Annotated in this window: 15 protein-coding genes; 9 read left to right on the forward strand and 6 right to left on the reverse strand. The window is 64.3% G+C overall.

The window, feature by feature from the left end:
• Positions 1 to 130: 130 nt before the first annotated feature.
• The 4 genes from USDA257_RS00750 (at position 131) to USDA257_RS00765 (ending at position 6380) form a co-directional block, all read left to right on the forward strand.
• Entirely contained in the window at positions 131 to 3817 is a 3687-nt protein-coding gene (locus tag USDA257_RS00750; RefSeq protein ID WP_014760949.1) for a peptidoglycan-binding protein, read from the forward strand.
• Positions 3818 to 4246: 429 nt separating this feature from the next.
• Entirely contained in the window at positions 4247 to 5173 is a 927-nt protein-coding gene (locus tag USDA257_RS00755; protein WP_014760950.1) for a sulfite exporter TauE/SafE family protein, read from the forward strand.
• A complete protein-coding gene (locus USDA257_RS00760; RefSeq protein WP_014760951.1) occupies positions 5173 to 5976 on the forward strand; it encodes a TIGR02186 family protein in 804 nt (267 codons plus the stop codon). The genes USDA257_RS00755 and USDA257_RS00760 overlap by 1 nt, the downstream gene beginning before the upstream one ends.
• 167 nt (positions 5977 to 6143) lie before the next feature.
• Positions 6144 to 6380: an Lrp/AsnC ligand binding domain-containing protein gene (locus tag USDA257_RS00765; protein ID WP_014327223.1), complete on the forward strand. Its 237-nt coding sequence runs from the start codon at positions 6144 to 6146 to the stop codon at positions 6378 to 6380.
• 53 nt (positions 6381 to 6433) lie between these two features.
• On the opposite strand, the gene pdeM is transcribed toward USDA257_RS00765, so the two are convergent.
• The 4 genes from pdeM to USDA257_RS00785 all read right to left on the reverse strand — a co-directional run bounded on the left by pdeM (position 6434) and on the right by USDA257_RS00785 (position 11467).
• Entirely contained in the window at positions 6434 to 7159 is a 726-nt protein-coding gene (pdeM, locus tag USDA257_RS00770) for a ligase-associated DNA damage response endonuclease PdeM (protein ID WP_014760953.1), read from the reverse strand.
• Between the two features lie 7 nt (positions 7160 to 7166).
• Positions 7167 to 9716, reverse strand: a complete 2550-nt coding sequence (locus tag USDA257_RS00775) for a ligase-associated DNA damage response DEXH box helicase (protein ID WP_041413730.1) — start codon at positions 9714 to 9716, stop codon at positions 7167 to 7169.
• Between the two features lie 73 nt (positions 9717 to 9789).
• Positions 9790 to 10425 (reverse strand): YitT family protein, encoded by a 636-nt coding sequence (locus tag USDA257_RS00780; RefSeq protein WP_014760955.1) that lies wholly within the window; start codon positions 10423 to 10425, stop codon positions 9790 to 9792.
• A 103-nt stretch (positions 10426 to 10528) separates the two neighbouring features.
• Positions 10529 to 11467, reverse strand: a complete 939-nt coding sequence (locus USDA257_RS00785) for a class I SAM-dependent DNA methyltransferase (protein ID WP_014760956.1) — start codon at positions 11465 to 11467, stop codon at positions 10529 to 10531.
• 144 nt (positions 11468 to 11611) lie between these two features.
• Between USDA257_RS00785 and USDA257_RS00790 the strand changes: the two genes are divergently transcribed.
• From USDA257_RS00790 to USDA257_RS00800, 3 genes are read left to right on the forward strand one after another with little or no spacing between them, the layout of a single operon-like run.
• On the forward strand, positions 11612 to 11878 hold the full coding sequence (locus tag USDA257_RS00790; RefSeq protein WP_014327228.1) for a DUF6460 domain-containing protein: 267 nt from the start codon (positions 11612 to 11614) through the stop codon (positions 11876 to 11878).
• Between the two features lie 2 nt (positions 11879 to 11880).
• A complete protein-coding gene (locus USDA257_RS00795) occupies positions 11881 to 12384 on the forward strand; it encodes a CAP domain-containing protein (RefSeq protein ID WP_014760957.1) in 504 nt (167 codons plus the stop codon).
• 47 nt (positions 12385 to 12431) lie between these two features.
• The gene (locus tag USDA257_RS00800; RefSeq protein WP_014760958.1) at positions 12432 to 13799 is read left to right on the forward strand and encodes an MATE family efflux transporter; all 1368 of its coding nucleotides are present in this window, start codon (positions 12432 to 12434) and stop codon (positions 13797 to 13799) included.
• On the opposite strand, the gene USDA257_RS00805 is transcribed toward USDA257_RS00800, so the two are convergent.
• Positions 13775 to 14863: a quinone-dependent dihydroorotate dehydrogenase gene (locus USDA257_RS00805; protein WP_014760959.1), complete on the reverse strand. Its 1089-nt coding sequence runs from the start codon at positions 14861 to 14863 to the stop codon at positions 13775 to 13777. The two genes, USDA257_RS00800 and USDA257_RS00805, sit on opposite strands and share 25 nt — an antisense overlap.
• On the reverse strand, positions 14860 to 15207 hold the full coding sequence (locus USDA257_RS00810) for a DUF952 domain-containing protein (protein WP_041414876.1): 348 nt from the start codon (positions 15205 to 15207) through the stop codon (positions 14860 to 14862). Before USDA257_RS00810 ends, USDA257_RS00805 begins: the two co-directional genes overlap by 4 nt.
• A 118-nt stretch (positions 15208 to 15325) precedes the next feature.
• Between USDA257_RS00810 and USDA257_RS00815 the strand changes: the two genes are divergently transcribed.
• On the forward strand, positions 15326 to 15757 hold the full coding sequence (locus tag USDA257_RS00815; protein WP_014760961.1) for a hypothetical protein: 432 nt from the start codon (positions 15326 to 15328) through the stop codon (positions 15755 to 15757).
• Between the two features lie 107 nt (positions 15758 to 15864).
• Complete coding sequence (locus USDA257_RS00820) at positions 15865 to 16512, forward strand: response regulator (RefSeq protein WP_014760962.1); 648 nt, start codon at positions 15865 to 15867, stop codon at positions 16510 to 16512.
• Positions 16513 to 16632 lie beyond the last annotated feature (120 nt).

Raw genomic sequence — 16632 nt, forward strand, 5'->3', positions numbered from 1 at the left:
GAGATGGTCAAAGCTGCAACCGGAAGGCTCGCGTTGTTGTGGCTTTGCCCGCATCGGCTGGACCGCTGAAGAGGAACGGACCTGATGTCGTTCCGCGGCTTCTACGATCGACGACAGGGGCGAAGAGACAATGAACGGATCGCGATCCAATCCTCAGCGCATAGGTAACCCGTCCTATGGCGACAGACCGTCGCTCGATGCCCTGAACCGCACCATCGAAGGCCTTGAGGCACGCATCGAGGGCCTGATGAGCAGCGTCAGCCGCGAGCAGCGCCAGCCGGAGCGACCGACACCGCCGAACAACGCCGTTTCAGAGATCCTCGAACGCCAGCGCGTGCTGACCGCCGCACGGGAGCGAACGCCGTTGCGCGAGCGCATCGCGGCGCGTGAAACCGATCGCCCCACTCCGGCGCGCCTTGCGGAAGAGCCGCGATACCAGCCCTCCCAGGCGGCGCCGGCCCAGCCGCCGCGCCCCGCCGCGGCAGCCGATATCGCAGAGGCTCTCGTCGGCTTGAGGCAGGACCTGAAGCGCGACATCAGCGACGGGCTTGCTCGCGAAATGCATGCCCTGCGCTCCGAAATTCGCGGCATCAAGGTCGAGGCTTCGGAAGACCGCAACAATGCCGCCGATATCAGGGCGGACTTGCAGCGGCTTGCCGACAGCATCAATCAGCTCGGTCGCCAGGCGCCGTCGGCGCAGGCCGACGCGCTTCGGGTCGAATTCGACGACCTCCGGACGATGATCGACGGTCTGGCGCGCGAAGACAGCATGCGTCGCATGGAAAGCCGCTGGAACGGTGTCGAGGATCGGCTGAACGCCTTCGATCAGAACCGCGACGACGAGCTCGTGGCGCTCGCCTACCGCCTTGACGAAATCAAGTCGCAGATCGGCACGTTGAACCCCGCCTCGGCGGTCGACGGGCTGGAGGACAAGCTCGTCGCGGTCGCCCGGGCGATCGAAATTCTGGGGCGCCAGATAGAGCCGGACGACAGGCGGCTCGTCCCGCAATTCGCCGAGCTCGATCAGCGGCTCGACGAAATCGGCCGCGCGATCGTCGCGGGGCGTAATGCCACGAGCCTCGACAATGCCGTCGTCAACCGGCTGGAAAGCCGCCTCGGCGATCTGTCGCGCCAGATCGACAGTCTTGCCCGCCCGGTGGATACCGGGCTTGGCGTGCGGATCGAAGCCCTGACGGCGCGCGTCGAGGATCTTGCAGGCGAGAGGGCCGCGGCTCGGCTCGAGGAACGGCTCGACCAGCTATCGGCACTGCTCGAGCACAGCCAGCGCAACGCGGCGCCGGAATTGACAGATTATCTTGCCGATATTTCGCGCAAGATCGAGGCGCTGGACCAGGGCAGCGTCAACGACGCCTTGGCGGAACGGCTCGACTATCTCGCCCGCCGTATCGACGAACTCGACGGCCATGCCGACTCGCCGGCGCCGGACATGCGCTTCGACCGGCTCGAAGACCGGCTTGCCGATATCGCCCAGCGCCTCGAGGAGACACAAGCCGCGCCCTTCGACGATCGCGAGGCGCTGCGCAATCTCGAAGCGCAGATCGGCAATCTCTCGGCGCTGGTGAGCCAGTCGCATCAGGAGCCGGCCGGCGCTGCACCGATGGAATTCGAAAGCCGCATGACTGCGCTCGAAGACTACCTGGCGACGAGCGACGAATATATCATCGAAGCCGCCCGTCAGGCCGCCGAGGCGGTGATGGAGGCCTATGCCAGGAACGGCATGCCGCAGACTGCAGCCGGCGCCGACATGGCCGCGATCTCGGCGCTCGCCGACGACCTCAGGGCGCTCGAGGGCCTCAGCCGTTCGAGCGAAGAGCGCACGGCGCGCACCTTCGAGGCGCTGCATGAGACGCTCGTCCACATCGCCGAGAAACTGGAACGGCTCGAAGAACGGGAGCCGAGCGCCGGAATGCGGAACGCTCCGCGCGACATGCCGATGATGCCGAAAGTGGTGCAGCCGGAGTATGGCGGCGCTTTCGGCGACGCCGCTGAGCGGCAGGACGAACGTCAGCAGGCCGGATCAGCGACCGAGGTCGAAGTCAGCGCCACAGGCCCGGTTGCGGCCGACCTGTCTTCCTCCGTCGATGTTTCGACTGTCGAGCGGGACGAACCGCGGGTCGAGGCCCGAGCCGCAAAGGCGGGCCTGCTCGCCGGGCTGACCCGGCGCTTCTCCGCCAAGCGGAACGAAACGGCGCCGGTTCAGGCGCGCCAGATGGTCGAGCCCGCCCCCTCGATCGACGCCTCCGAAATGCTCGCGCCGGAGGACGCAAACCAACTGCTCGAGCCGGGCTCCGGCGTGCCGGACGTCAAGAAGATTCTCGAGCGCGTGCGTGCCGGGCAAATGGCCCGCGGCGGCCAGCCGGAGGCCGGCGGCGAAAAGGCGGACTTCATCGCTGCGGCGCGCCGTGCAGCGCAAATGGCTGTCGAGGAAGCCGACTCGCTGAAGAGCGCCAAGGACAATAAGGGACCGTCCGCCGTCAGCGGTGCCTTTGCCCGTCATCGTCGCCCGATCCTGATGGCGGTCGGTGCGGTGCTGCTGGCGATCATGTCCTATCCGCTGGTCAGCACGATGCTCAAGGGCAGGGACGCGCAGAGTGTCCAGCCCGCCGCGGCGGTCGAGCGCAAGGCGGACGTGGAAACTGCGTCGAAGACCTCGGGCGGCGAAGCGGCGAAGCCGGTATCCACCCCAGTCGCGGCAACGGCTGCCGAGACGCCGAAGGCTGTGGCTCCGGTCGAGAAGGCTGGGATTGCTCCCGTCGCGACGAACGTGCCCGCGACGAAGGCTGATACGGCTGCCGCAATCGTTTCGGCAGCAGACGCGGGCGAGGCGCCGCTGCTGCAGCCGCCGGCCAAACCAGCTCATACAGGCCCGGTCTCGACATTCCAGCCGGCGACCACAGGCACGCTCACGGCAGCGAGTTTTGAGCCGGTCAAGGCGAGCGATATCGTCCTGCCGGAAGGCTTTGGCCCGTCGGCGCTGGTAACGGCGGCGAAGGGCGGCGACCCGCTCGCCCATTACGAGATCGGCACCCGTTTCACCGAGGGACGCGGGGCGAAGGAAGATCTCGCCGAAGCTGCCAAATGGTATCAGCGTGCGGCCGATGCCGGCGTCGTGCCGGCCGGTTACCGGCTTGCCAATCTCTACGAGAAGGGGGCAGGTGTCACGCGGGACGCGGCCAAGGCCAAGGCTCTCTACCAGAAGGCTGCCGAGGCGGGTAACGCCAGTGCAAGCCACAATCTTGCGGTCATGCTCGCCAGCGGCCGCGACGGTGCGCCCGATCTCGCGGCGGCGGTGAAATGGTTCGAAAAGGCCGCCAATCTCGGGGTCCGCGACAGCCAGTTCAATCTTGCCGTGCTCTATGCCCGCGGCAACGGCGTCGCCCAGAGCCTCGAGGAGTCCTACAAGTGGTTCGCGATCGCCGCGCGCGGCGGCGACAAGGACGCCGGCGAAAAGCGCGACGAGATCGCCAGGGCGATGAAGCCCGAGGAGCTCTCGAGCGCCAAGGCGAAAGTCGACGCTTGGAAGGTGCAGCCGCTTGATGCCGAGGCGAATACGGTGGATGTGCCGGACGCCTGGGTCGGCCCCTCGACCAAGACCGCGTCGGTCGACATGACGAAGGCCGTGCGCAATATTCAGGCCATTCTCAACAACAATGGCTTCGACGCCGGCGCCCCCGACGGACATATGGGCAAGAAGACGATTGCAGCGATCAAGGCGTTCCAGAAGTCGATCGGCCACGAGCCGACCGGTGAAATAACCGACGAACTGGTGAAGGAACTGTTGAAGCGGAACTCGTGACCGGCCGCGCGGCCGCTCGCTCGACCTCACCCCTTTCGTTCTGACCCGACGCCGCGTTAAAGCCGCAGATCCTGACGACAGGGCAGCGGGGTGGAAACTGCGGCTCCATGTCCCTGAAATGGTTGACAGCTCCCGCCTGAGGGCGCATGAGCGGAGGCGCCGTCGGGCGTCCCGTTGCGGGCGCTCCGGAAACCTGAATCCAGAGCATCTCGCGCCTTTAAGTGATCCGATTGGAAAGCGGGAAGCTCTGCCCGAAATATTCCGCTGGTGGTGTTCTCGCCACTTCGAAGCATCCCGCCATGCCTCGCTCGGAGGTTGGGGTGCGAATGGTTCAAAGCGTTGCACGATTCCTAAATCGTTTCCGGTTAGGAGTTGTGCAATTGCAATTTCACCTGCATTGCGGGTTCGTTGTTACATCGAGGTTTGGCCGTGACGGTCTATCTGCCCATTGCAGAATTGTCGGTGAACATATTCATCATTCTCGGCATGGGCGCGGCTGTCGGTTTCCTGTCGGGGATGTTCGGAGTCGGCGGCGGCTTTCTGATCACGCCGCTGTTGATCTTCTACAACATTCCGCCGGTGGTGGCGGTGGCGACCGGTGCGAACCAGGTCGTCGCCTCGTCGATCTCAGGCGCCATCACCCATTTCCGGCGCGGCACGATCGACATCAAGCTCGGAACGGTGCTGCTCTGCGGCGGCCTCGTTGGCGCGACCGTGGGCATCTGGCTGTTCTCGCTGCTGCGCAGCATCGGCCAGCTCGATCTCGTCATTTCGCTCCTCTACGTCGTCTTGCTCGGTTCGGTCGGCAGTTTGATGCTATGGGAGAGCATCGGCGCCATGCGCAAGGCTGCCAAGAACCAGCCGACCCAGTTGCGCCGGCCCGGCCAGCATAATTGGATCCACGGGTTGCCGCTGAAGATGCGCTTCAAGAAATCGAAGATCTATCTGAGCGTCATCCCGGTCGCCACGCTCGGCTTCGGCATCGGTATCCTGACGTCGGTCATGGGCGTCGGCGGCGGCTTCATCATGGTGCCGGCGATGATCTATCTCCTGCGCATCCCGACCAGCGTCGTCGTCGGAACCTCGCTGTTCCAGATCGTCTTCGTTTCGGCCTATACGGTGATCGTCCAGGCCTCGACCAATTATACGGTCGATATCGTGCTTGCCTTCGTGCTGATGATCGCCGGCGTCATCGGCGCGCAATATGGCGTGCGCGTCGGCCAGCGGCTACGCGGCGAGCAATTGCGTGCCCTTCTGGCGCTGCTCGTCCTTGCCGTCGGTATCCGCCTGTCGATCGAGCTGATCATTCCTCCGAAGGACATCTATTCGGTCGTTTCGGCGGGGTTCGGCTTCTGATGCGCGCGCTCGCCCGCCTCCTCCTGTTTGCTCTCACTCTGGCGGCTGCCGGGCCGGCATCGGCACAGTCTCTGGAGCGGGAGGTTGGGAACTTCCCCGAGAAGCTCGAGATCGGCATCTCGACGGACGAGATCTCCATCACCTCCGATTTCCGCGGCGCCGACCTGACGATCTTCGGCGCCATCGACGGCTTCGACGCCAACCTTCTCGCCCAGGGCAAGTACAACATCGTCGTCGTGCTCGAAGGGCCAAAGGACAATGCGACGGTGCGCAAGAAGCAGCGCGTTTTCGGCATCTGGGTCAATACCCAGTCGATGACCTTCGAGCTCGTGCCGGAAGCCTATTCGCTGTCGAGCACCCGCGATATCGCGACGATCGCGCCGCCGCGAGACATCGCCAATATGGGCATCGGCGTCGATCACATGCGGCTGGTGCCGCTCGGTTTCATCGGTGACGGCAGCAGCCTCGGCGAGTTCCGCAACGCCTTCCGCCGCATCCGCGAAGAGAGCGGCGTCTACCAGCGTGATCCGGGTGGCGTGCAGTTCATCAGCTCGAGCCTCTTCAAGGCATCCGTCCGGCTGCCGGCCAACGTCCCGAACGGCGTCCATGTGGTGCGTGCCTATCTGTTCCGCGAAGGTCTCTTCGTCGCTGCCAAGGCCTTGCCGCTGCGGGTGGTTAAAACCGGCCTCGAACAGGCGATCACCCGCGCCGCGCATGAGCAGCCGATCATCTACGGCCTCCTTGCCGTGACGCTGGCGGTGATCACCGGATGGGGCGCGAGCCTGCTCTTCCGCAAGGATTGATGCGGTACGGAGCCGGCGCAGAGCTTCTCGACTACCGCGTTGGCGCGTTCCCTTTTGTGCCGTTGCGGTTTAAGAGAGGCCGGAAGATCAGCAACGCCCCCTCTGTCCTCGCGCCAAGGGGCGGTTACAACGGTCGGGAGGCCACCTCCCGGAAGCAGAGGAAGCCCATGAAACCGATTTTCGTGCAATTGCAATGCGCTCCCGGCCGGACCTACGAGGTCGCCGACGAGATCTACCGCAAGGAAATCGTCTCGGAGATGTATTCGACGAGCGGTGACTATGACCTGCTTTTGAAGATCTATGTCGAGGAAGGCCAGGACATCGGCAAGTTCATCAACGACAATATCGCCAGCGTTCCGGGCATTTCCCGTTCGCTGACGACGCTTACCTTTAACGCCTTCTGATCGTTGGAGGGGGATGCGGGCGGAAAACCGCTCACACTTTTCCTCATCCCGCTCTAGCCCAAGAGGTTGGCAAAGCGCACCGAATAGATCCGGTCGCGGCCCATCATGTGGGCGACGAGCTGCTGCCGGTCGAAAAGGCCGCTCATGGCGCGGTGCCGGAGATCCAATCCGCCGGTGGTGACGCCGAAAGCCGGCATCAGCAGCCGCTTGCCGTCCGTTGCGAAGCAGGCCCGGCGGACCGATTTCTCCCGGCGCCGGACGGTCGCGGACGGATGCAGGTGGCCGGCTACTTCGCCGAGGCCGTCAGCCAAGGACGGCTCATGGCGGAACACCAGCCCGGCGTGACGAAACTCGTCCATCGACGCGCCGGGCAGTCCCGACGTGCCATCCGGGTCGTGATTGCCGTTGATCCAGATCCAGTCACGCCCGCGCGCCATCGCCGCAATCATCTGGCGGAAGGTCTCCGGCATCGCCGCCGACCCGGTCCGGTCGTGAAAATTGTCGCCGAGGCTGATCACCGTTTTCGGATTGTGGCGGGCGACGATCGCCTCGAGGATGCGCAAGGTCGCCAGCGTGTCATAGGGCGGCAGCATCATGCCGCGCCGCGCGAAGGCCGAGCCCTTTTCGAGGTGGAGGTCGGACACCACCAACGTCCCGGCCTCGGGCAGAAAAAGGCCGCCGAGCGGATCGCAAATGGCGTCCACGCCGTTGATTGTCGTGCGCGCCTGAAAGAAAGCGCTTGCCGCCGGAGCCGATGTCGCGTGAACGAGCCGATGCATTCTGTGCCTATCCGTCCGTATGGGGCCCGCCCATCGCTTCGTTGATCAGCTCGTCGGCCGCCTCCGTCAGCAGGAAGTCCTGAGCCTCGCCCTGGACCGCCTCCCGGCCGATCTCCAGCATGACTGGAATGGCGAGCGGCGAGATACGATCGAGCTGGCGATGGGTGATGTGGCCCTTGATTCGCTTGAGCATAGTGCCGAGGCGGCCAATGTCCAAAAGGCCTGCCGCTGCGTCGTTGCGCGTCGCTTCCAGCAAGATGTGGTCGGGCTCGTGCATCCGCAATACGTCGTAAATGAGGTCGGCCGAAACGGTGACCTGCCGACCGGTCTTTTCCTTGCCCGGATGGCGCTGATCGATCAGCCCGGCAATGACCGCACAGGTGCGAAAGGTGCGCTTCAGCAGGAAAGATTCGTTCAGCCAGGCCTCCAGATCATCGCCAAGCATATCCTCGTCGAAAAGCTGGGCGAGCGATGGAGCCCGCGCCCGGAACGCCGCACCCAGATCGTCGAGGGCCCAAACGCCGAGTGAATAGTCGGTGGCGACGAAGCCGAGCGGTTTCAGGCCGGCCCGGTCGAGGCGGCGAGTGAGCAACATGCCGAGCGTCTGGTGGGCAAGCCGCCCTTCGAAGGCATAGGTGACCATGTAGTGGCGGCTGCCGCGCGGGAAGGTCTCGATCAGCAGTTCGTCCTCGCGGGGCAGCATCGAAACGTCGTCCTGCAGCGCCAGCCAGTCGCGCACCTGGTCCGGCAGCGTGGCGCGCCGCGTCGGGTCGCCAAGCATCTTCCTGACCTGGGCAGCGAGATAGGTGGAGAGCGGAAACTTGCCGCCGGCATAGCTCGGCACCTTGGGGTCGAAGGAAAAGGCCTGCGAAACGAGACACTCGTTTTCGCGGATGCCTTCGAAGCGCAGCACCTTGCCGGAGAACAGAAACGTGTCGCCCGGCGACAGCATCTCGAGGAAATACTCTTCCACCTTGCCGAGCGACATGCCGCCGCGGCCGAGCGAGCCGCGTGCATTCCGCTTCACCATGCGCACGTTCAGCATCGGCGATTCGACGATCGTGCCGACATTGAGCCGGTATTGCTGCGCCACCATCCGATTGGAAACCCGCCACAGCCCTTCCTTCGTCTTGCGGATGCGGGCATAGCGCTCATAGGTGCGAAGCGCGTAGCCGCCGGTGGCGACGAGATCGACGACCCGCTCGAATGTCTCCCAGGAGAGCTCGGCATAGGGAGCCGCGCTGGTGATCTCGTCATAGAGCTCCAGGACGTCGAAGGGCTTGGCGCAGGCCATGCCGAGCACGTGCTGCGCCAGCACGTCGAGGGCGCCCTTGCCGACCGGCGGCGTATCCTGCGCGCCGACATAATTGGCGTCGAGCGCCGCCTGGCATTCCATCACCTCAAAGCGGTTGGCCGGGACGAGGATCGCCCGGCTCGGCTCGTCCATGCGGTGGTTGGCGCGGCCGATGCGCTGGGCGAGCCGGCTCGCTCCCTTCGGCGCGCCGACATGGACGACCAGATCGACGTCGCCCCAGTCGATGCCGAGATCGAGTGTCGAGGTGGCGACGACGGCACGCAGCCGGTTTTCGGCCATCGCCGCTTCCACCTTGCGGCGCTGGGCGACGTCGAGCGAGCCATGGTGCAGGGCGATCGGCAGGTTGTCGTCGTTGATCGTCCAGAGCTCCTGAAAAAGCATTTCCGCCTGGCTGCGCGTGTTGACGAAGAGTAGCGTCGTGCCGTGCTCCTTGATCGCTGCATAGATGTCCGGGATTGCATAGCGGGCCGAGTGCCCCGCCCACGGCACGTGGTTCTCGGCGCGCAGAATGGAGATTTCCGGTTTTGCCCCGCCCGATACGGTGATCAATCCGGCGTAGCTCTCCTCGTCCGGGGTCTGGCCGACCAGCCAGCGTTGCAGCTCCATCGGCTTGGCCACCGTTGCCGACAGGCCGACCGTCTGCAGGCCGGGCGCCAACCGGCGCAGCCGTGCCAGCCCGAGGGCGAGCAAATGGCCGCGCTTCGAGGTGACGAGCGAATGCAGTTCGTCGAGCACGACATAGCGCAGATTTTTGAAGAAGCGCTCCGCCTCGCCATCAGCAATCAGCAGCGCGAGCTGCTCCGGCGTCGTCAGCAACAGATCGGGCGGGTTCAGCTTCTGGCGCTGCCTCTTGCCCTGTGGCGTATCGCCAGTGCGGTTCTCGATCCGCACCGGCAGGCCCATTTCGCTGACCGGCTTCGTCAGATTGCGCTCGATATCGACGGCGAGCGCCTTGAGCGGCGAAATATAGAGCGTGTGGATGCCGACGAAGGCGGCGCCGGGCCGGATCTTGCCGCGCCGCGTGACATCAACCAGCGAGGGCAGGAATCCTGCAAGCGTCTTGCCCGCACCGGTCGGCGCGATCAGCAGCGTGCTTTGTCCTGCCTCGGCCCGTGACAGGAGTTCCAATTGGTGCGCGCGCGGCCGCCAGCCCTTTTCCGCGAACCACCGCAGAAACGGCGCCGGCAACGTCAAGGCGTCGCTTTCCGGCAATGGGGAATCGATCCTGTTCACGGGGAACAAAGGTAGATCAAATGGGACAAAAGAGAAGCCTGCACGTCTTCATGCCCGCAATTGCCGCGAGGCCATCCAGGCTTCAAAGCGCAATATAACGGTCGGCGCGGTGGTTGATTGCCACGAAGAGGTTGAGGACGACCGCGCCGAGCACCGACCATAGAACCACCCGGGGGGTCGTGACTGCGAAGGCAACAGCCAGGACCACCATGTCGATCGCGAGTTGCACGAAGCCGGCGCGGATACCGAAGCGCTCCTGCAGATAGACGCCCAAGATGCCGACGCCGCCGAGGCTGGCGCGGTGGCGGTAGAGCGCCAGAACGCCGTATCCGAGCAACAATCCGCCGAGAAGGGCAGCCCACCCGGGATGGATCTGTTCGATCTCGAATAGCCTCGACTGCGCGTCAGTCAGCAGCGAGGTGAGCCCGATGGCGATGAAGGTCTTGATAGTGAAGGCCGGACCCAGCCGCTTCAGCGACAGGTAGAAGAACGGCAGGTTGAGCAGGAAGAAGGCGAGAGCGAAATTCACGCCGGTCGCATAGTGCAACAGAAAGGCGACACCGGCGGTGCTTCCGGTCAGCAATCCGGCGCTGGCGAGGAAATAAAGGCCGAGGGCGGCGACGAGGCTGCCGGAAAAGACGCCCTGCACATCCTCGAGCGGCGTGTGCCTTGTGGGACTGGTATTCCAGAGACCGAAAACGCTGCTCATCTGTGCCATGGTGAACTCCCGCGAAAAGTTCGAGCATTGCTGCAGCGCACATAAATAATCAAGAAAAATATGTAAGTAATGCTGACCTATTTTCGGATGGCAGGGTTGCGTTTCACGCAGACTTGCGGGCCAGGAACAGGATACCGGCGATCGGCAGGCCGGCATCCATCCGAATGACCGTCCGTTCGATTTCTATCATCGACAGCCGGAATTCGGCACAGAGCGACGCGACATAGGATTGCGGATGCGCGTAGCGCAGCGATGGCCGCAGCACGAAGCCGTCCCCGACCGCCCCGTCCTCGACGGAAAAGGCAAACAGCCCGCCCGGCGCCAGAAGGCGGTCGGTGATGGAAAAGGCGCTTTCCAGATTGCCGAGATACATCAGCACGTCCGCGGCGCTGACGAGATCCGCGCGCGCTTCCGCGAGTTCGCCGAAGACGCCGGAATCGACCGGCGACAACGACAGGTCGGCCCGGCCCAGCCGATCGTAGATCGCCTTGCCTTCCGCCTTGGCACGCATGTTGACCGAGAGATCGAAGCCCTCGAGAAACTCGGCGCGGCTCCGGATGCGCTCGCCGAAGAGCCCGGTGCCGCAGCCCAGATCGGTAACATGGCGAAACTTGTGCCCGTCGGTCGCCCGTTCGATCAGCGCCGCGAGCTTTTCCGGGACGCTGTAGTCGAGCTTCTCGACGAGTGCCTGGTCGAAACGCTCGGCATAGTCGTCGAAGAGCTGCTCCACATAGGTGCTCGGCGGCTGCTCCGGCGTGTCGCTGGCGCCGAGCAGGGCCAGTTTCAGGCTAGCGCCGAAAATATCCTCAGGGCTGAGGCGAAGCGTGTGGCGCAAAGCCGCGATGGCTGCCTCTTTTCGGCCCGATTTCTCCTCATAGTCCGCCAGCCGGAACCAGCCGGCCGCCCAATTCGGCACGAGTTCCAGCGCCTGGGCCATGAGTTCGGCGGCGCCTTGATGGTCGCCGCTTTCGGCGAGCATCTTCGCGTAGTCGGCGCGGCGATCGGCGATCAGATCGCCGGAGGAGAGCTGGCGGGCGGTCATAAGGGCGGCAGGTTGGGTTGCGACGGACGCTTCTGGCGCCGGATGCGGCAAAACACAAGCGGAATCTGAAGGGCCGCGTTTCTCGCGGCTTGCGAGGGCTGACAGAGCGGCTTATGTGATGGGAAACAGGAGAATCTTTCGCTGATGTCGGACGGCGTAAACAAATTTCTCGGCGATTCACCGCTGCGCGTGCTCGTCAAGCTCGTCGTCGTATCGATCCTCGTCGGCTTCGTCATGACCGTCTTCGACTGGCGTCCCTTGGATCTTCTCGACGGGATCCGCGACTTCGTCGTCGACCTCTGGCGGACGGGTTTTGCGGCGCTTGGGCGCGTCGGCGACTACCTGTTGCTCGGCGCTGCGGTGGTCATTCCCGCCTTCATCATCCTACGTCTTCTCAGCTATCGACGGTAAGCATGCAGGACCAGTTTTTTCTTCCCCGCAGACGGCTTATTCTGTCCGCCGGTGCCATGATTTCGCTCGGGCTCATCGCCGGCTGCTCGACTTCCGGCCTCCTTACTCCCGACGATGGCACGGGCAGCGACCAGACCGAGGCGACGCTCGGCTATGTCAACACGCTGCGCAAGGGCAAGGGGCTTTCGAGCCTCGCGCGAGACCACGCCGCGTCCGTCGCCGCGATGCACCAGGCAGCGCGCATGGCACGCGTCGGCAAGATGAAGCACAATATCGGCTGGCGCGACGATTTCTCCGATCGGATGAAGGGCGACGGAGTCACACTTCCTGCCGCCGAGAACATCGCCATGGGCCAGGACAACGCCGAGCGGGCCTATGAAGCCTGGTTCAAGTCGCCGAAGCACCTCGAAAACATGCTCGGCAGCTATCGCGGCCTCGGTGTGGCGGTGGCACAAAATACCGCTTCCGGAAACCGCCCCTATTGGGCCATGGTGCTGTCCGGCTGAGTTGATTCCCAAGATCGCCTTGCGGAAACGGCCGCAGGGCACCACCGATGACTGCGATGGAAAGCCTCGAGCGCGGAAGGCTTGCCCGCGAAGCGGGTCCTTTTGACGTCACCAACCGGCTGATCTTCTCGATTGCCGTGCCGATGACGCTCGGCTTCCTGACGACGCCGCTCCTCGGCCTCGTCGACACCGGCGTCGTCGGCAGGCTCGGCCGGGCCGAACTGCTGGCCGGGCTGGCCGTCGGCGCGGTCCTGTTTGATCTGATCTTCGCCACCTTCAATTTCCTGCGCGCCTCGACCACCGGCCTCGTCGCACAGGCCTATGGTCGCGGCGACCGGCGCGAGCAGCAGGCGGTCTTCTGGCGCTCGTTGGTGATCGCGATCTTCTGTGGCATCGCCATCCTCCTCCTGTCGCCGCTTTTGCTCGCACTCGGTCTGTGGCTGATGGCACCGGACGCGGAAGTCGCCGCGGTGACGCGCACCTATTTTCTCTACCGCATGCTCTCCGGCCCCGCGGCACTCGCCAATTATGCGATCCTCGGCTTTGTCCTTGGCCGTGGCGAAGGCACGCTCGGCCTCCTGCTGCAGACCCTCATCAACGGCATCAATATCGTGCTTGCCATCCTGTTCGGCCTCGTCATCGGATGGGGCGTGGCCGGTGTCGCGATCGCCACGGTGACGGGGGAGGTGATCGGCGCGGTGGCAGGGTTCGCGATCGTTTATGCACGTTTCGACAAGAGGGACGCGCCGGACTGGGCGACGATCTTCTCTCGCGACCGCCTCAAGGCACTCTTCGGGCTCAACCGCGACATCATGATCCGTTCCTTCGTGTTGCTCGCCGCCTTCACGCTGATGACCCGGATCGGCACTTCGCTCGGCCCGGTGACGCTTGCGGCCAATGCCGTGCTGATGACCATCTTCCTGGTCGCCGGCTATTATCTGGATGGCCTTGCCAATGCGGCCGAGCAATTGACCGGGCGCTCGATCGGTGCCGCCTATCGCCCGGCCTTCGATCGTGCGCTGCGGATAACGACGCTGTGGTCGTTGGGGCTCGCTCTGATGACGACGGTGTTTTTTCTCGCCTTCGGCAATGCGCTCGTCGATCTTCTGACGACGGCGCCGGAGGTGCGCGCGCTCGCCTATGAATACATGCCCTGGGCAGCGGTGACGGCGCTCACCGGTGCGATGGCCTTCCTGATGGACGGTGTCTTCATCGGTGCCACCTGGTCGCGCGACATGCGCAACATGATGCTGGCCGCCTTTCTCGTCTATGGCGCATCACTTACCGTTCTCGTGCCGGCCTTCGGCAATCACGGCCTATGGGCGGGGCTCAACCTGTTCCTGCTGCTGCGCGGCCTGTTCCTGGCGATGTTGCTGCCGCGGCGTGCCGCTCAGACGTTCCGTCCGGCCCAATAGTCGAGACGGCTGTCGCGGATCTCGCGAATCGAGGCAAGCTTCTCGCGATCGCAGAGCTGTGACAGGCCTCGCACGATCCGACCCGGCAGCCCCGGTCCCTCATAGACCATGCAGGAATAGAGCTGCACGAGGTCGGCGCCGGCGCGGATCTTTTCCGCCGCCGTCTCCGCAGAGCTGACGCCACCGACGCCGATGATCGGCACCTTTGGCCCAAGCCGTTTGCGCATCCGGGCGAGCACCGCCGTCGACTTCTCGAAGAGCGGCTTGCCGGAAAGCCCGCCAGCCTCCTTGGCCTGTCGCTGATCCTTGAGACCCTCGCGCGACAGCGTCGTATTGGAGACGATCAGGCCGTCGAGATCGTGCGCCAGCACCTCGGCCGCGATGTCGTCCATGCCTTCTTCGGTGAGATCCGGGGCGATCTTCAGGAACACCGGAATGCGTCTTCCGCCCTTCGCTGCTTCCTCGTCGCGGGCGGCGAGCACGGCCGAAAGCAGCGCCGCCAGGCTTTCGCGCGCCTGCAGGTCGCGCAGGCCCGGCGTGTTCGGCGAGGAAATATTGGCGGTGAAATAGCGTGCCACTGCATGGAAGGTGCGGATTCCCGCGACATAGTCGGCAATCCGGTCGGCGCTGTCCTTGTTGGCGCCGATATTGACGCCGATCAGCGCCTGGCGAGAACAGGCCTGAAGGCGCGCCAGCGCCGCCCCGTGCCCATCATTGTTGAAACCGAGCCGGTTGATCACCGCCTCGTCCTCGACGAGCCGGAAAATGCGTGGCTTGTCATTGCCCTGCTGCGGCCGCGGCGTCACCGTGCCGATCTCGGTGAAGCCGAAGCCAAGCCTCAACAGGGCCTCCGGCACCTCGGCATTCTTGTCGTAGCCTGCCGCCATGCCGAGCGGATTGGGAAAGGAAAGACCCGCAATAATCTGCTCGAGTCTGGGATCGGTAGGCGCAGCACAGCTTGGCACGACACCGCTCTTCAGCGCCCTGATCGACACGCCATGGGCGGTTTCCGGATCCAGAAGGAAGAGGCCGCGGCGGGCGAGGCGTTCGACAGGTCCGGTCATGGTGCAAGCTCAGGGAAGACATGGCTGCCGTCGGCGCCGAGCGGCAGGGGCTTTTCCCACAGCACCGCATCGAGCGTCAGAGGCGCATAGAGATGCGGAAACAGTGCTCCGCCGCGCGAGGGCTCGTAGATGAGTTTGTCACCGAGGCTGTTTGGATCGACGGCGACGAGCAGAAGATCCGTCTGGCCCTCGAAATGCCGCGCAGCGGTCTCAGTGACCTGGTCGCGCGTCGAGAAGTGAATGAAGCCATCGGCGAGATCGACGGGCGCGCCCGCGAATTGTCCGGCACGCCGCGCCTCCTGCCATAGAAGCGCCGGAACGATCTTGTATATGGTAGCGTTCATTTTTGTCCGCTCGTCGTCATGAATCCGAGCCATGGCCTTGCCGCAAATATCGGCGCATGTCCACCACGGTGCATCGATCAAAAGCGGATTTCCGCCAGCCTCCAAAGGAGAAGATGTCATGAGGCAGGTAATCGCAGCGCTCGCGTTCGGCCTGGCTCTCGGTTGGAGCCATTTGGCCGTGGCCCAGGAACCGGCGCCGGGGCGCTACAGCATGCAGAAGGCGGAGACGGGCTTCGCCCGGCTCGATACCGAGACCGGCGAGGTCACCCTCTGCCAGGAGAAAGAAGGAGAACTCGTCTGCCGGATGGCCGCCGACCAGCGCGCCGCCTTCGAGCGGGAGCTCGACCTGCTCACCAAACGGGTCGAAGCCTTGGAAAAGGCTGTACAGGGTGGGGCAACAGCCGTGAAACCCGATCTTCCGACCGACGAAGAGATTGACCGGACCATGAGCATCATGGAAAGAATGATGCGCAAGTTCATGGATATCGTGAAGGAACTCGAAGGCCGCGATACCACCGAAGAAGGTGGCCCGGTGCCTGACAAGACCTGAGCGTCCTGAGCGAACACCGAATGGCGCGCGGAGGACGAAGCCGCTTGGTGAAGGACCATGCTGCATCCTGAATGCTGCATCCGGGGCTCTTGGGAGGGAGCGTCATCATGTCCGACATGACCATCATCATTGCCGACGATCATCCGTTGTTTCGCGGCGCGATGCGCCAGGCGCTAAGCGGCATGGCCAGCGCACCCGCGGTCGTCGAGGCCGGCGATTTCACAGCCGCCCGCAAGGCCGCGGCAGACAATCCGGATGCCGACCTGATGCTGCTGGACCTTACCATGCCGGGCGTCAGCGGCCTTTCGGGCCTGATCGCGCTGCGCGCCGAATTCCCGAGCCTGCCGGTGATGATCGTCTCGGCCCATGACGATCCGGCGACCATCCACCGCGCCATCGATCTCGGTGCCGCCGGATTTCTTTCGAAATCGGCCGGCATAGAGGAGATCCGTGACGGAATCGGGAAGGTCATGGCCGGCGAAATCTTCGTCCCAGCCGGCTATGATCAGAACCAGGAATACGAGCCGGAAGTGGCCGACCTCCTGCATCGCCTGCAGACCCTGACGCCGCAGCAGTCGCGCGTGCTGTCGATGCTTGCCGAAGGCCTGCTCAACAAGCAGATCGCCTACGAGCTAGGCGTCTCCGAGGCGACCATCAAGGCGCATGTCTCGGCGATCCTCCTGAAGCTTAACGTCGACAGCCGCACCCAGGCGGTCATCCAGCTTTCAAAGCTGGGCAACGTTGCGGCGGCGTGAACGGGCGATGTCGCGGGCGATTTGCCCCTCATCCCGCTGCCGCGACCTTCTCCCCGCAAGCGGGGAGAAGGGGCATGCTGCGCCCTCGGAGAGGCCTAGGGTGAGGGGCAACTACTCGAT

Origin of the sequence: Sinorhizobium fredii USDA 257 (assembly GCF_000265205.3) — a bacterium.
GTDB lineage: Bacteria > Pseudomonadota > Alphaproteobacteria > Rhizobiales > Rhizobiaceae > Sinorhizobium > Sinorhizobium fredii_B.

Bases quoted from the DNA above. Each gene is read 5' to 3' on its own strand.
- USDA257_RS00765 (WP_014327223.1), top strand. From the start codon at position 6,144: ATGAAACCGATTTTCGTGCAATTGCAATGCGCTCCCGGCCGGACCTAC.
- USDA257_RS00815 (WP_014760961.1), top strand. From the start codon at position 15,326: ATGAGGCAGGTAATCGCAGCGCTCGCGTTCGGCCTGGCTCTCGGTTGG.
- USDA257_RS00810 (WP_041414876.1), bottom strand. From the start codon at position 15,207: ATGAACGCTACCATATACAAGATCGTTCCGGCGCTTCTATGGCAGGAG.
- pdeM (WP_014760953.1), bottom strand. From the start codon at position 7,159: ATGCATCGGCTCGTTCACGCGACATCGGCTCCGGCGGCAAGCGCTTTC.
- USDA257_RS00785 (WP_014760956.1), bottom strand. From the start codon at position 11,467: ATGACCGCCCGCCAGCTCTCCTCCGGCGATCTGATCGCCGATCGCCGC.
- USDA257_RS00820 (WP_014760962.1), top strand. From the start codon at position 15,865: ATGTCCGACATGACCATCATCATTGCCGACGATCATCCGTTGTTTCGC.
- USDA257_RS00800 (WP_014760958.1), top strand. From the start codon at position 12,432: ATGACTGCGATGGAAAGCCTCGAGCGCGGAAGGCTTGCCCGCGAAGCG.
- USDA257_RS00805 (WP_014760959.1), bottom strand. From the start codon at position 14,863: ATGACCGGACCTGTCGAACGCCTCGCCCGCCGCGGCCTCTTCCTTCTG.
- USDA257_RS00750 (WP_014760949.1), top strand. From the start codon at position 131: ATGAACGGATCGCGATCCAATCCTCAGCGCATAGGTAACCCGTCCTAT.
- USDA257_RS00795 (WP_014760957.1), top strand. From the start codon at position 11,881: ATGCAGGACCAGTTTTTTCTTCCCCGCAGACGGCTTATTCTGTCCGCC.
- USDA257_RS00760 (WP_014760951.1), top strand. From the start codon at position 5,173: ATGCGCGCGCTCGCCCGCCTCCTCCTGTTTGCTCTCACTCTGGCGGCT.
- USDA257_RS00780 (WP_014760955.1), bottom strand. From the start codon at position 10,425: ATGGCACAGATGAGCAGCGTTTTCGGTCTCTGGAATACCAGTCCCACA.
- USDA257_RS00790 (WP_014327228.1), top strand. From the start codon at position 11,612: ATGTCGGACGGCGTAAACAAATTTCTCGGCGATTCACCGCTGCGCGTG.